This is a genomic window from Paenarthrobacter sp. YJN-5 (genome assembly GCF_015040095.1).
Taxonomy (GTDB): Bacteria; Actinomycetota; Actinomycetes; order Actinomycetales; family Micrococcaceae; genus Arthrobacter; species Arthrobacter ureafaciens.
The window spans coordinates 1,718,190-1,732,596 of record NZ_CP053544.1; the positions used below are offsets into that span (position 1 = coordinate 1,718,190).

General features: G+C 64.0%; 12 protein-coding genes and 2 pseudogenes. 11 read left to right on the plus strand and 3 right to left on the minus strand.

The window, feature by feature from the left end:
• Positions 1 to 139 precede the first annotated feature (139 nt).
• The 8 genes from HMI59_RS08170 (at position 140) to HMI59_RS08205 (ending at position 9,577) form a co-directional block, all read left to right on the plus strand.
• Positions 140 to 1,891: a hypothetical protein gene (locus tag HMI59_RS08170; protein WP_193593325.1), complete on the plus strand. Its 1,752-nt coding sequence runs from the start codon at positions 140 to 142 to the stop codon at positions 1,889 to 1,891.
• 36 nt (positions 1,892 to 1,927) lie between these two features.
• Positions 1,928 to 2,914 (plus strand): tetratricopeptide repeat protein, encoded by a 987-nt coding sequence (locus HMI59_RS08175; RefSeq protein ID WP_166183259.1) that lies wholly within the window; start codon positions 1,928 to 1,930, stop codon positions 2,912 to 2,914.
• A complete protein-coding gene (locus HMI59_RS08180; protein ID WP_071416310.1) occupies positions 2,914 to 4,014 on the plus strand; it encodes an NADH:flavin oxidoreductase/NADH oxidase in 1,101 nt (366 codons plus the stop codon). Before HMI59_RS08175 ends, HMI59_RS08180 begins: the two co-directional genes overlap by 1 nt.
• Positions 4,015 to 4,053: 39 nt before the next feature.
• Entirely contained in the window at positions 4,054 to 4,920 is an 867-nt protein-coding gene (locus HMI59_RS08185; RefSeq protein ID WP_227471574.1) for an ABC transporter ATP-binding protein, read from the plus strand.
• A complete protein-coding gene (locus HMI59_RS08190) occupies positions 4,902 to 6,473 on the plus strand; it encodes a transporter (protein ID WP_071416311.1) in 1,572 nt (523 codons plus the stop codon). The genes HMI59_RS08185 and HMI59_RS08190 overlap by 19 nt, the downstream gene beginning before the upstream one ends.
• A gap of 98 nt (positions 6,474 to 6,571) precedes the next feature.
• The gene (nagB, locus tag HMI59_RS08195) at positions 6,572 to 7,354 is read left to right on the plus strand and encodes a glucosamine-6-phosphate deaminase (protein WP_062097151.1); all 783 of its coding nucleotides are present in this window, start codon (positions 6,572 to 6,574) and stop codon (positions 7,352 to 7,354) included.
• Between the two features lie 8 nt (positions 7,355 to 7,362).
• Positions 7,363 to 7,689, plus strand: a complete 327-nt coding sequence (locus HMI59_RS08200) for a DUF3039 domain-containing protein (RefSeq protein ID WP_031216063.1) — start codon at positions 7,363 to 7,365, stop codon at positions 7,687 to 7,689.
• 115 nt (positions 7,690 to 7,804) lie between these two features.
• The gene (locus HMI59_RS08205; protein WP_071416313.1) at positions 7,805 to 9,577 is read left to right on the plus strand and encodes a DEAD/DEAH box helicase; all 1,773 of its coding nucleotides are present in this window, start codon (positions 7,805 to 7,807) and stop codon (positions 9,575 to 9,577) included.
• Positions 9,578 to 9,973: 396 nt separating this feature from the next.
• Here HMI59_RS08205 and HMI59_RS08210 read toward each other — a convergent pair.
• A pseudogene (locus HMI59_RS08210) lies at positions 9,974 to 10,432 on the minus strand (isochorismatase family protein); the annotation flags it as partial.
• A gap of 111 nt (positions 10,433 to 10,543) precedes the next feature.
• Here HMI59_RS08210 and HMI59_RS08215 point away from each other — a divergent pair.
• Positions 10,544 to 11,794: an IS256 family transposase gene (locus tag HMI59_RS08215; RefSeq protein WP_193591830.1), complete on the plus strand. Its 1,251-nt coding sequence runs from the start codon at positions 10,544 to 10,546 to the stop codon at positions 11,792 to 11,794.
• Positions 11,795 to 11,918: 124 nt separating this feature from the next.
• On the opposite strand, the pseudogene HMI59_RS08220 reads toward HMI59_RS08215, so the two are convergent.
• Together HMI59_RS08220 and HMI59_RS08225 are read right to left on the minus strand one after the other, a co-directional pair.
• Positions 11,919 to 12,101: pseudogene (locus tag HMI59_RS08220) on the minus strand (nicotinamidase); the annotation flags it as partial.
• A complete protein-coding gene (locus HMI59_RS08225) occupies positions 12,101 to 13,456 on the minus strand; it encodes a nicotinate phosphoribosyltransferase (protein ID WP_276562164.1) in 1,356 nt (451 codons plus the stop codon). The gene HMI59_RS08225 and the pseudogene HMI59_RS08220, both read right to left, overlap by 1 nt.
• 11 nt (positions 13,457 to 13,467) lie before the next feature.
• Here HMI59_RS08225 and clpS point away from each other — a divergent pair, with 11 nt between their 5' ends.
• Both clpS and HMI59_RS08235 read left to right on the plus strand, forming a co-directional pair.
• Positions 13,468 to 13,830 carry an ATP-dependent Clp protease adapter ClpS gene (clpS, locus tag HMI59_RS08230; RefSeq protein WP_021470973.1) on the plus strand — a complete coding sequence of 121 codons (363 nt, stop codon included), beginning with the start codon at positions 13,468 to 13,470 and terminating at the stop codon, positions 13,828 to 13,830.
• On the plus strand, positions 13,823 to 14,389 hold the full coding sequence (locus HMI59_RS08235; protein WP_071416314.1) for a DUF2017 domain-containing protein: 567 nt from the start codon (positions 13,823 to 13,825) through the stop codon (positions 14,387 to 14,389). Before clpS ends, HMI59_RS08235 begins: the two co-directional genes overlap by 8 nt.
• Positions 14,390 to 14,407 lie beyond the last annotated feature (18 nt).

Below are 14,407 nucleotides of genomic sequence, written 5' to 3' on the forward strand. Positions count from 1 at the left end.
CATGATGATCGCCACACTATCAGGAGCCTGTATTTGCGCTTTGACAGCGCCGTTACGGGGATTCGGGTGTGTCCGGGCCCGAGGCCCGATCTGACTCTTTGATAACAAAACGGTTACCCTTGAAGTTCAACGACCGCTGATGATAGGTGATCCTGTGCGTTTGAAGACTGCAGCCACGCTGGTGCTGCTGGGCCTGCTGACGATGCTGGCCGGCATTGGCCAGCTGACTTTCTGGGCCCCCTCCGAGACCGTGACGGCCTCGGTACCCAGTGACACAAAAGCTGCCCCGTTGACGGTAATCGACCAGAAGTTGATTGCCCTCCACGAGGGTCCGGTGAAGATCAAGATCCAAGGTGAAGGAAACTTCATCGTCGCCACGGGACGGCCCGACGACGTCGAAGCCTGGGTGGGCGAAACTGCCCACAACACCCTCACCGGGGTATCGCAGGACCAGAAGTCGCTGGAAGTCACCGCGGAGGATGGCGAGGCTACGGCCCCCACCCCGGTAGGTTCGGATCTTTGGGTCAACACCGAAGAAGGCAGCGGCGAGCTTGACTACACGTGGAACCCGCCGGCCGGCGGCGAGTGGTCGCTGCTGGTAGCCAGCGACGGAACCAAGCCCGCGCCGTCGTCGATCTCCATGACGTTCCCGAACAACGCCACCACACCGTGGGCTGTTCCGCTCATCGTCCTGGGCATCATCATCATCCTTGTCGGCGCGGCACTGCCGTTTGTCGCCAGGGCACTGGCCGCACGCCGCAAGGACAACGACGACGACGCCCCCCGTGATGGCGGAGAGACCACCGCCCTTCCGGTGCAGTCGCCCGCAGACAGCGCCGACCGCCGTCGTACGCCAGGTACAGAAGGGTCCGCCCTCCGTATCACTGCCGTTGCCGGCGCCCTCGTGGCCACGCTGGTGGGCGGAACGGCTGTCGCGGCGCAGGCCGTGCCGGCATCGAACCCGGGTTCCCCGAGCGCACCGGCGGCCGAAGGCGGCGACGCGCAACCCGTCATGCTCGAGTCCCAGCTCCAGCGCATCCTCGAGCAGGTGGCCAGCACTGTGGATGCAGCGGATGCCGCCAAGGACGCCGCCAAGCTGGCACCGCGCGTGGACAAGATGGAACTCCAGGTCCGCACGGCCAACTACAAGATCCGTTCCGCGGTTTCGGCCTACGAGGCACGCATGCCTGTCCGCGCCACCAAGCTGCAAAGCAGCGTTATCAGCACCAAGCGCGACTGGCCGCGTACGGTCTTCGCACTGACCCAGGGCGACGGCAACGTGGTCCCGCAGGTGCTGACCGTGGTCCAGCTCTCGCCGCGCGAGAACTACAAGCTGTGGGGAACGGCTCCCCTTCAGCCCGGCACCAACTTCCCCTCCTTCCCGGTGCCCCGTGAAGGAACCGCCCCTGCCGCTGCCGATGACAAGACAGGCCTTGCCTACAGCGGCAACGAAGCTTTGGGCATCCTTGGTGAGATGCTGACCACGCCGGACTCGCCCAACCGCAGCAAGCTTGCTGACGGGCAGTCCTCGCCGTACATCGCCGGTGCCCTGACGTACCAGGCGGAGACGGTCAAGAACGGCACCAGCGCCAACTTCAAATTCACCCACACCCCGGTCACCAACCAGACGGTAGTGCTTCGCACGGCCGACGGCGGTGCCCTGGTAGTCGGCCGCCTGGACTTCTCCTTCGAGGGAACTCCCAAGGCCGCCGGTGACAAGCTGATCCTTGAAGACGATTCAGCCGTCTTTGCCGGTGGCAAGGAAACCACGACGGGCATGTCGCTGAACTTCGCAGAGTCGGTGGCGGTCTACATTCCGCCGGCCGGTTCCTCGGATCCGATGAAGCTCGTGGCTGCGACCCGCGGCCTCGTGGGAGCCAGCTTCAAGTAGCCTTCCCACGGCATGGCAGCGGCTAGAGTGGTCGGTATGAGTTCGCCCGGATACCGTCCCACTCCAGCCGCTGCCAGTCAGCTTAACCTTCGTGGCGCCGTCGACCTCTCGTCGTTGCGCCGGCCTCCCGCACCGCCGCAGCCGCCTGTCGCGGCCGCCTCTCCGGAGCCCACGGACAACGGAGAAGCTGCAGCCGGAGGCCCGTCGCTGCGCGTCGACGCCACGGAAACAAATTTCCAGGACCTGGTGCAGCTGTCCGCCCAGGTGCCTGTGCTCTTCCTTCTGTGGTCGCGGTACGCGGCCGATTCGCCCGGCGTGCTTGCCGCAGCGCAGCGCGTCGTGGAAAGCTTCGGGGGCAGGCTGGTCCTCGCTGCTGCGGACGTAGACACCTTCCCGCAGCTTGCCCAGGCATTTCAGGTACAGGCCGTTCCCACGGCCGTTGCCGTGGTCAAAGGCCAGCCGGTTCCCCTCTTCCAAGGGCCTGCCGACGACGCCCAAATCAAGAGCCTCGTGGAGGAACTCCTCCAAGTGGCAGCCGCCAACGGCGTGACCGGAAGCATCGGCGACGGCACCCAGGGTGCTGAAGCAGAGCCGGAACCCCTTCCGCCGCTGCACCAAGCCGCCATCCACGCGATTGAAGCCGGCGACTACGCCGGTGCAGCCGCCGCCTACAAGCAGGCGCTCCTCGAACAACCGGCCGATGCTGATGCGAAGGCGGGCCTGGCCCAGGTCGAGCTGATGGCTCGACTGGAAAAACTGAGCGCGGCAGATGCCGAAAGCCTCAGGGAACTTGCCGCACAGGAGCCGGATAACGTCCACGCGCAGTTGGGCGTCGCCGATCTGGATGTGTCCGGCGGGCACGTCGAGGACGGCTTCAACCGCATCATTGCCTTCATCGGCCGGAACTTTGGCCAGGAAAGGGAAGCAGCCCGTGTTCGGCTCCTTGAGCTGTTCGAGGTAGTGGGTGTTTCCGACGAACGTGTTGCCAAGGCGCGGCAAGGGTTGGCGAGGGTGTTGTTCTAGTGCCCTCCGCGCTGTTCAGCCCGCTCCAGCTGCGTTCGCTCACCATCGCGCATCGCGGCTGGGTTTCTCCCATGTGCCAGTACAGCTGCCTGCCGGAGACGGGGGAGGGGGTGCCCAACGACTGGCACCTGATGCATCTTGGTTCCTTTGCGGCCGGAGGTGCGGCCCTGATCATGAGCGAGGCGGCAGCGGTCAACCCCGCCGGACGGATCAGCCCGCGCGATGCCGGCCTGTACTCTGACGAACAGGCGGCCGCGTGGGAGCGCATCGTCGGGTTTGTCCATGCCCACGGGGCCGTGGACTGCAAGGTCGGCGCACAGCTGGCCCACGCCGGGCGGAAGGCCTCTACCTACTGGCCCTTCTCCGGGAAATCCGGGACCGTTCCTCCTGCAGACGGCGGTTGGCCAACGGTGGGGCCCACAGCGGATGCTTTTGACGGCTACGCAGCGCCGGCGGCGATGACGGAAGAAGAAATTCTTGGCGTTGTGGCGGACTTTGCAGCGGCAGCGCAACGAGCGGTGTCGATCGGCTTCGACACCGTTGAAATCCATGGCGCCCACGGCTACCTCCTGCACCAGTTCCAGAGCCCCCTGATCAATACCCGCTCGGACGCGTGGGGCGGGGACGAAGCCGGCCGCAACCGCCTCATGCTCGCCGTGGTGGACGCCGTCCGGGCTGTGATCCCCGATTCGATGCCGTTGCTCCTGCGGATCTCCGCGTCGGATTGGGCCGACGGGGGAGTCGACGTGGAGGCCTCGGTCCGCCTCGCCCGTGCGGCCGCAGAGCGCGGCGTGGACCTTGTTGACGTTTCCAGCGGCGGTGCGGTTGCCCACCAGTCCATCAAGGCCGTGCCCGGCTACCAGGCCGGCTTCGCCGAGCGGGTAAAGCACGACGCCGGTGTTCCCACCGGAGCTGTGGGGCTGCTGACCAGCCCCACCCAGTCAGAAGACATCGTCGCCAACGGGCGGGCCGACGCCGTCTTCATGGCCCGCGCTGCACTACGGGACCCGCACTGGTGGTTGCGCGCTGCATACGAGCTCGGGCACGAAATTTCGTGGGTTCCACAATACGAACGGGCCATTCCGCGCCACGGCTTTTAGCTCTGACGGAGGCGGACAGTGCCCGGCTAGGCTGGAGGCATGAGGGAACCAGACCATAAAAACAGCAGCCAGTCCCTGCCCGCTCAGGAGCCGTCGGTAACGGCCCACCCGCAGGAGGTATACGGGGCGACACAAACTCCCGGGGTCCAACAGCCAGCTGCGTTGTCCATCCGCGGACTCGCCAAGCGCTTTGGTGACAAAATCGCCGTCGACGGTGTGAGCCTCGAAGTTCCGGCCGGGTCGTTTTATGGAATGGTTGGCCCCAACGGGGCCGGCAAAACCACCACCTTGTCCATGGCCACCGGACTGCTCCGTCCGGATTTCGGCACCGCACTGGTACACGGGGTGGACGTGTGGGCGCGTCCCTTGGAAGCCAAGAAGCTCATGGGAGTGCTGCCGGACGGTGTCCGCTTGTTTGACCGGCTCACCGGCGAACAATTGGTGACCTACGCAGGTCTGCTGCGCGGTATGGACCGGGACGTGGTTAAGTCCCGGGTGGGTGAGCTGCTGGCAGCCTTCGACCTGCAAGCTGATGCAGGTTCGCTGGTGGTGGACTATTCAGCGGGCATGACCAAGAAGATTGCGCTGGCCTCTGCCTTGATCCATGCGCCCCGGCTCCTCGTCCTGGACGAGCCCTTCGAGTCCGTGGACCCTGTTTCCGCGGCCAACATCAGGGGAATCCTGGACGGCTACGTAGCCTCCGGGGGAACCGTCATCGTCTCCAGCCACGTCATGGACCTCGTGCAGCGCATGTGCAGCCACGTAGCCGTGGTTGCCGGTGGCCGGGTCCTGGCTGCCGGTTCCGTGGACGAGGTCCGCGCAGGCTCCACCCTGGAAGAACGCTTTGTCCAGCTTGTGGGTGGCGGTCACCGGACGGAGGGGCTCGAATGGTTGCGCACCTTCTGAGGCTCAAGTGGCGGCTGCTGCTGAACGGCTTTAGACGCAGCCCGCTTCAATTGATTGGTATGGGCCTTGGCCTGCTTTATGCCCTCGGCATGCTGTCGCTCCTTATCGGAGGCCTGATTGCACTTCGCTGGGCTGATGCCGGGATTGCCCACACCGTGGTGGTGTTGGGAGGTGCGGCGGCCATCCTCGGCTGGGGAATCATCCCGCTGGTGGCTTCCGCTGCGGACATGACGCTGGATCCGGCGCGGTTCAGCAGTTACGCCATACCGCCAAGGCAATTGCTCGCGGGCCTGGCATTGGCCGGGTTCATCGGGATACCGGGACTGGCAACACTGTTGGCAGCCCTGGGCACGGTAGGGACATGGTCCCGGAGTTTTCCGGCTGCCGTGGGAGCCTTGATCGGTGCTCTCCTGGGTGCCTTGACGTGCATAGTGCTGTCCAAGGTCGTCACGACGGCGACGGCCGGGCTGGCGTCTTCGCGCCGGTTCAAGGACGTTAGCAGCATCATCGTCTTCATTCCCCTGGTGCTTTTGGGGCCCATCATGATGGGGATCGTGGAGGGCATCCGGGGCAGTGGGGATTACCTGCAGGCACTAGCCCGCTCCGTGTCCTGGACGCCGTTGGGTGCGGCCTGGTCCCTTGGCGGCGACCTGGAAGCCGGGAACTTCGCGGCTGCAGGACTTAAGGCGGTCGTTGCCCTGTCCACCCTTGCGTTGTTGCTGTGGTGCTGGCACGTCTTGTTGCAGCGGGCCCTGGTCACGCCGCCGTATTCCGGCGGCTCCGCAAAGAAGGGCGGCAAACTCGGCCTGTTCGGGGTGCTTCCCGGCACGCCCGCCGGAGCGGTGGCCGCGAGGGCACTGGTGTACTGGTTGAAGGACCCGCGTTACGCCGGCTCCTTGGTGGTGATACCGCTGCTTCCGGTGATCTTCTTCTTCAGCGGAAGCCAGACGGGCAGCTATGGCATGCTGATGATCCTCGGCCCGCTGACGGCGTTCATGATGGCTTGGTCCATTTCCGCCGATGTCTCCTACGACAACACGGCTTTTGCTTTGCACCTGGCTTCCGGTGTCCGTGGCGTGGATGACCGACTGGGCCGCGCGCTGGCTTGCCTTGTTATTTCCTTGCCCGTGGTCCTGGTCTTCACCATTGGCCCTATCGCCGTCACCGGAGACTGGATCTGGCTCCCGAACCTTCTGGGCCTCGCTGTGGGAACGTTGTTTACCGGCCTCGGATTGTCGTCGGTCATTTCTGCCCGCTACAACGTCGCTGTTCCCCTGCCCGGCGACAGCCCGTTCAAGAAGCCGCCTGGCAATGTGGCCCAGACACTCGCGGTGCAGGGCGTGGGCATGCTGGTCCTTACCGTCCTGCTGCTGCCCGAGTTGGCATTGGTACTGGTTCAAGTCATCGCAGGCGGGCCGGAGGCAGGATGGATCAACCTTGCCGTAGGACCGTTGCTCGGGATCGCCCTCTTCATTACGGGTGTGCGGTTGGGCGGGAGATGGCTGGACGTCCGTGGTCCTGAACTGTTCGCGCAATTGAGCGTGAACCGGTAAGCGCATGTCACAACCCGCCACCACCATGATTAGTTATAGGACATGGGATATCCTCAAGAGTAGTTTGTAAGCATCCGCAACCGTTGAAAGGCCCGACGATGGAAGTTGTCATTCTCCCCGGCACCAAACAGATAGGCGCTTTGGCTGCCGACGCCATCGAGGCGCTCGTCAGGAGGAAGCCCAACGCGGTGCTGGGCTTGGCCACGGGCTCTTCGCCGCTGCCCATCTACGACGAACTTGCCCGACGCTACGAAGCCGGCAACCTGGACTTCAGCCAGGCCCATGGGTTTGCGTTGGACGAATACGTCGGGCTTGAGGCGGGCCACCCGGAGTCTTACCGCGAGGTTATTCGGCGCGAGTTCACCAACCGGGTGAACATCAAGCCTGAGAATGTCCACAGCCCGGACGGTACCGCGGCGGATCTGGTAGCCGCCTGCCAGGCGTACGAGGATGCCATCAAAGCAGCCGGTGGCGTGGATCTGCAGATATTGGGCGTGGGGACTGACGGCCACATCGGGTTCAACGAGCCCGGCTCCTCGCTTGCCTCGCGCACCCGTATCAAAACCCTCATTGAGCAAACCCGTAAGGACAACGCAAGGTTCTTCAGGAACATCGATGAAGTTCCGCACCATGTGGTCACCCAGGGCCTTGGCACCATCATGGACGCCAAGCATGTGATCCTGGTGGCAACGGGTGCCCAAAAAGCCCAGGCCGTGCGGGATTTCGTCGAGGGGCCGGTGGCGGCGATCTGTGCCGCATCCGTGCTTCAGATGCACCCCCATGCCACCATCCTGGTTGACGAAGCCGCGGCGTCCTCGCTGAAGTTGGCCGATTACTACCGCCACACCTACGACAACAAGCCGGAGTGGCAGGGGCTTTAGCCGGTAGGATGGATGGCATGACTACGCTTCCTCCGGATCCATTCGAGAACGACCCCATGCGAGAGCTTTCCGGAGCCGGAACGTCCACTGCCACCATTGAGCGCGAGGAAACGCGCCAGGAAGTGGAACCCGGCGATCGTGAGCGGTTTGCGCACTATGTGCGGAAAGAAAAGATCATGGAGTCGGCAATGACCGGCGAGCCCGTCATTGCCCTCTGCGGCAAGGTCTGGACGCCCGGGCGTGATCCCAAGAAGTTCCCTGTCTGCCCGGAATGCAAGGAGATCTATGAAGGCCTCCGTCCGGGCAATGACGGCGGCCCGGGCGATTCCAAGTAGTGGCCGGGAAGTCACACCAAGCCCTCTTTGATCACTGCCGCTTAGCGGCTTGCCGCCCCGTTCCGGCCGTGAGGCCGGAAGCGCCGGGCGCTGCCATTTGCCTGGGGGACCTCGCATGACAGAAACACTTTTTGGTGGCCCATCCCTGCCTCCTGCCTATCCGGAACGCGCAGCGTGGGGCACCGCCCCGAAGCTGCGCGCCTGGCAGCAGGAGGCCTTGGACCTCTACATGACCCGCAGCCCCAAGGACTTCCTTGCCGTTGCTACGCCGGGTGCCGGTAAGACGACCTTCGCGCTGCGGATTGCCACCACTTTGCTCGACAGCGGTGTGGTCAACCGCGTGACCATCGTCGCGCCGACCGACCACTTGAAGAGGCAGTGGGCAGATGCCGCCGCCCGTGTCGGAATTGCCATTGATCCCAACTTCAAGAATTCCGATGGCCAGCACGGCCGCGGATTCGTTGGTGTTGCCGTGACTTACGCCCAAGTGGCCAGCAAGCCCATGCTGCATCGGGCCAAGACCGAAGCCGCACGCACGCTCGTGATCCTGGACGAGATCCACCACGGCGGCGAAGCGCTGTCCTGGGGTGACGGGCTTCGCGAAGCCTTTGATCCGGCCGCGCGCCGCTTGTCCCTGACCGGTACGCCCTTCCGCTCGGATACTTCCCCGATTCCGTTCGTTGAGTACGCGGAGGACCGGGACGGCATCAGGCGTTCCAAGGCCGACTACACCTACGGGTACGGTGACGCACTCCGCGACCACGTGGTGCGTCCGGTACTCTTCATGGCCTACTCGGGACAGATGCGCTGGCGCACCAGTGCCGGTGATGAGATGGCGGCCTCGCTCGGCGAAGCGGCGGTCACCAAGGACATCACGTCCCAGGCATGGCGAACAGCACTGAACCCGGCAGGTGAATGGATTCCTGCTGTCCTCGCTGCGGCTGACAAACGCTTGAGCGAGGTCCGCCGGACCGTTCCCGACGCCGGTGCACTGGTCATTGCCACGGACCACGAGGATGCGCGCGCCTATGCCGGTCAGTTGAAGAAGATCACTGGCGAATCGCCCACCGTGATCCTTTCCGATGACTCGAAGGCATCGAGCAAGATCGAGGAATTCTCCGCAGGAAACCAACGATGGATGGTTGCGGTCCGCATGGTGTCGGAAGGCGTCGACGTTCCCCGCCTGGCGGTGGGCGTCTATGCGACGTCAACGTCCACGCCGCTCTTTTTCGCCCAGGCAGTAGGTCGTTTCGTACGTGCCCGCAAGCGGGGCGAGACGGCGTCGGTCTTCCTGCCGTCCGTACCGCCGCTGATGGTCCTCGCGAACTCGATGGAGGCCGAACGCGACCACGCGCTTGACCGGCCGGAGAAGGACGACGACGGCCTTTTCAACCCTGAGGAAAACCTCATGGCGGAGGCCAACCGTGAGGACAAGGCCTCGGACGAACTCACCAAGGGGAAGTTCGAGGCCCTGGACTCCCAGGCCTCGTTTGACCGGGTCCTGTTCGACGGCGGCGAGTTCGGCACCGGGGGAGACATCGGCTCGGACGAGGAGCTCGACTTCCTGGGCATCCCGGGACTCCTCGACGCCGACCAGGTGGGCATGCTGCTCCGCCAGCGCCAGCACGAACAGCAGTCGCGCAGGAATCGGAAGGCGCCGGCAGCGGAAGCAGCCCCCGCCATACCGGATCACCGCATGCTGATGGATCTGCGGAACGAATTGGCCAAGAATGTCTCCGCCTGGTCCGCGCGGACCGGAACCCCCCATGGCGTGGTGCACACAAAGCTGCGGGAATTGTGCGGCGGCCCGGCCGTGGCGCAAGCGAACGAAGAACAGCTTCAGGCTCGCCTGCGCAAGCTCCAGGACTGGTTCATCGGACGTAAGTAGCCCGCCCGGCGCTTCCTCTATCACGTCCCGACGTGTTGGGGGGGCTTCCTCTGTCACGTCCTGACGTGTTGGGGCGCTTCCTCTATCACGTCCCGACGTTTTGGGGCGCTTCCTCGATCACGTCCTGACGTGTTGGGGGGCTTCCTCTATCACGTCCCGACGTTTTGGGGCGCTTCCTCGATCACGTCCTGACGTGTTGGGGGGCTTCCTCTCTCCCTGGTGCCTTCAAGAAAAAGACGAAACGCTCCCCAACAAGGGGAGCGTTTCGTCGTCTGACAGCTGATAGGCCGGTGATGGAGCGTTGGGGGAGGTGGGGTGGGATGTGATGGAGCGTTGGGGATGCCGGGTGGGATGTGATGGAGCGCTGGGGGAGCTGGGGTGGGATGTGATGGAGCGTCAGGGGCGTTCGACTTCGACCCCGGCGGCTTCCAACTCCTCGAAGACCTCCTCCGGGTCCTCGGCTATCCCCGCTGTCAGCTCCGCAATGACCGTGGTGTTGTACCCCGCCTGCACGGCATCCAATGCCGTGGCCCGGACGCAGTAATCGGTGGCCAGGCCTACCACCACGACGTCTTCCACATCGTGGCTTTGCAACCAGTCATCCAGGCCGATCGCGTCCTCATCCAGCACTTCAGTGACCGCCTGTCCCGCTTTCAAGTCACCGGAAGGAACGTCGTCTTCCGGGGCGAGCACTCCCTCGAATCCGGAATACGCGGCGGTGTACTGGCCCTTCCGGAAATACGCCTGGATGAATTCGGGGTCGAGGTCCTCGTGGATTTCGGCGCCCTTGGTCCGCGCGCGGCAGTGCGGTGGCCAGGAGTCCACCATGTCCGGAGTCTCGGAGAAGTGGTCGCCGAGTAGTGCCCCGTAGAGTGGTGTAACGATCCCGGCCAGTAAACGTCAGCGTGGCCACCGGGATCTTCCTTCGAGGAAACTCTCACATCCCACTCGAAAGGCGTCACACCGATGACCACTCCCTCTATTGTCGACCCTGCCACCGTCCTCACCAACGCGCTGGGCGACGCATCACCGGATCTGATGCGCACCCTGCTGCAAACCATGATCAACACCCTCCTCTCAGCCGAAGCAGATGCGATCTGCGGCGCCGAGTACGGGAAGCCCTCTGCTGACCGAGTGAATTCCCGCAACGGATACCGCACCCGTGAACTCGATACGCGTGTCGGAACCATAGACGTCGCGATCCCGAAGCTCCGCTCCGGCACGTACTTCCCCGAGTGGCTCCTCGAACGTCGCAAACGCTCAGAAGCGGCGATGATCACCGTCGTCGCTGACGCCTACCTCGCTGGCGTCTCAACGAGGCGGATGGACAAACTCGTGAAGACCCTTGGCATCCATTCCCTGTCGAAGTCGCAGGTCTCCCGAATGGCCGCCGATATGGACGAGCATGTGCGTGAGTTTCGCACGAGGCCGTTAGGTGAGGCCGGCCCGTTCACGTTCGTCGCGTGCGACGCACTCACGATGAAAGTGCGTGAGGGCGGGCGGGTGATCAACACCATGGTGCTCGTCGCGACCGGGGTGAACGCTGACGGGCATCGGGAAGTCCTGGGCATGCAAGTGGCGACCGCGGAGACCACGATGGCGTGGAACGGGTTCTTCGCAGACCTTGTCGCGCGCGGCCTCACCGGGGTGAAACTCATCACCTCTGACGCGCACGCTGGCCTCGTTGAAGCGATGCGCGCGAACTTCCCTGGGACGTCGTGGCAACGGTGTCGCACGCACTACGCTGCGAACCTGATGTCAGTGACCCCGAAGAGCATGTGGCCGGCGGTGAAAGCGATGCTGCATTCCGTGTACGACCAACCCGACCAGAAAAGTGTTGAGGCCCAATTCGACCGGCTCCTGGACTACGTCGAGGACAAACTCCCCGAAGTGCACGACCACCTCGATGCTGCCCGGGCTGACATTCTCGCGTTCACCACGTTCCCGAAAGATGTGTGGCAGCAGATCTGGTCGAATAACCCGAACGAGCGCCTGAACCGTGAGATCCGCCGCAGGACCGATGTGGTGGGGATCTTCCCGAACCGGGCCGCGATCACCCGCCTCGTCGGGGCCGTTCTTGCGGAGCAGTCTGACGAATGGGCCGAGGGTCGTCGTTACCTCGGTCTTGACGTTCTCGCGAGGTGCCGCCTCACGCTCGTGGGTACCGACACTATCGGCCAGCACCATGAGCTCCCCGAGCTCGGGGCCGCAGCATGAGCGCCCCCACTCCTGGGCTGTACTCCGACACCGTGAGTGAGCTCGTCGCGAGCATCTGCAATCACAACGAAAACTAGCCCCCACATCCTTGAAGGATCACGAAACGGTTACACCACTCCACGGGACTTGACCGGTCGCCGGGCTCGATGTGCCAGTCCTGCGTTGCCACAATGTGGTCGTACTGCTGCTGGTTCGCGTCAAGGTATTCGCTGATGGCGGCCGCCACTGCGGCTCCGCCATTAACAGCCAGTGAGCCGCCCTCGCAGAAGTCGTTCTGGACGTCGACGATGATCAGTGCCTTGGACATCAGTTCTCCTCGTACACGGTGGGGATCGCTGCTTCGCCACGCTGCAGCCGGTTCACGACGGCGGGCAGTTCAGCCATGCTGGCGGCGTGGCGCTCCTTGGCCCGGATGACGCCTTCAGGACCTGTCCAGCCGGGGAGGACCTCGCCGTTTTTCACGAACTGCTGCAGGAGCGAACGGTCGTTTCCGTCATCCTCGGGCCGGTGTCCGATGCCCACGACCTCCTGCGTTGCCTTGCCGCGTTCATTGAGTTTGCGCAGCGCATATTTGCGTCCGCCCACGCTGGTCTTGTTCTTGGCGGCTTTCGCAACCGAAATGAACTCGCCGGCGTCGTTGGTGCGGCTGACCAGTTTGTAGACCATGCTGGCCGTGGGTGCTCCGGAACCGGTGACCAGCGAGGTGCCCACACCGTAGGAGTCCACGGGTGCGGACTGGAGGGCGGCAATGGCGTACTCGTCCAGATCGGAGGTCACCACGATCCGGGTGTTGACGTTCCCCAGGTCATCCAGCAACTGCCGGACCCACTGGGCCTGGGCCACAAGGTCTCCGGAGTCCAGGCGCACGGCGCCCAGCTTGTCGCCCGCGAGCTCGACGGCGGTGCGGACCGCCGTCTCGACGTCGTAGGTATCCACCAGCAGGGATGTTCCCGGGCCGAAAGCCGCGATCTGGGCCTCGAAGGCCTCCCGCTCGGTGTCGTGAAGAAGCGTGAAGGAGTGGGCCGCCGTGCCCACGGTCTTGATCCCGTAGCGCCTGCCTGCTTCCAGGTTGGAGGTGCTGGCAAAGCCGGCGATGACAGCGGCACGTGCTGCCGCCGTCGCCGATTCCTCCTGGGTGCGCCGGGAGCCCATCTCGATGCACGGGCGGTTCCCGGCCGCCGAGGTCATCCTCGAGGCGGCCGAGGCGATGGCGCTGTCGTGGTTGAGGACCGAGAGGATGTAGGTTTCCAGGATGCAGGCTTCGGCGAATGTTGATTCAACAATCAGGATGGGGGAGTTGGGGAAATAGGCGTCTCCCTCCGCATAACCCCAGATGTCTCCGCTGAATTTGTAGTTGGCGAGGTAATCCAGTGTTTCCGGGTTGACTACCTTGTTCTTCGCCAGGAATTCAAGCTCGGCGTCCCCGAACCTGAAATCGGCGATCCCCTCGAGCAGGCGTCCGGTCCCGCCGACCACGCCGTAACGGCGTCCGTCGGGGAGGCGGCGGGCGAAAGCCTCGAATACCGAACGGCGGTGCGCGGCCCCCGAGTGGAGTGCCGCCTGCAGCATCGTCAGTTCGTAATGGTCTGTGTACAAGGAAGTTGCGGGGTGGTCCCACGGCGTGGCTCTACTCACGAAATTCACTCTAGTGCGAGCCGCCATAGAATGGACAGATGAGCCCTAGCGTTGCGTTTGGTACGGATATTGATGAACGGACGGAAGCTTCAGAGCTGGCTGCCACTGATGTCCTGACCGCCCCGGACATCCCCTGGAACCTTGTGATCTGGAACGACCCCGTCAACCTCATGAGCTACGTCAGCTATGTTTTCCAGAGCTACTTTGGCTATTCCGAGTCCAAGGCACACAAACTCATGATGGAAGTCCACCGGAAAGGCCGGTCCATTGTGGCCCATGGGAGCAAGGAGCAGGTTGAGCAGCACGCTGTAGCCATGCATGGCTTCGGCTTGTGGGCCACCGTGGAAAAGGCCGCCAGCGGCAACGAAACACCCGGAAAGGGCGGCCGCCAGAGTGGCTAAGGCATTCAAATACGGACTCAAGGGAATCACCGGCTACCTCGAACCGGCCGAACGGGACCTTCTTCGCGGGCTTCTGGACGACGTCATTTCCATGCTCGAGTCCGAGGCCAAGGAGAACGAAGATCCGTTGGCGGCCATGATCGGCCTGGACATGGACGTGAAGCAGCCTGCCGACCGCGCCCTCCTGCGGTTGTTGCCCAACGTGATGAAGGACGACGACGCCGGCTCGCTCGAGTTCCGGCAACTCACCGAGCGCTCGGTGCGGGAAAGCAAAATCGGGGCCCTGCGGGCCACGGCGATGGGGTTGGACAAGGACGACCTCGTCCTGACGCCGGCCGATGCCCAGCGTTGGTCTATGGCGCTGAACGATGTCCGCCTTGTCTTGGCCGAGCGCCTCGACATCCGGGACGAGGCCGACGCCGACCATGTCCACAGCATGCAGGACTGGAGCCAGGCCGAGGACGTCGAGAGCTACCTGGCCTTGGTCTACAACTTCACCACGTGGCTCCAGGAGTCGTTGGTGCAGTCGATGTTGGCCGCACGGCAGGCGAAGCCCTGAGCCGCGCGGACGGACGCT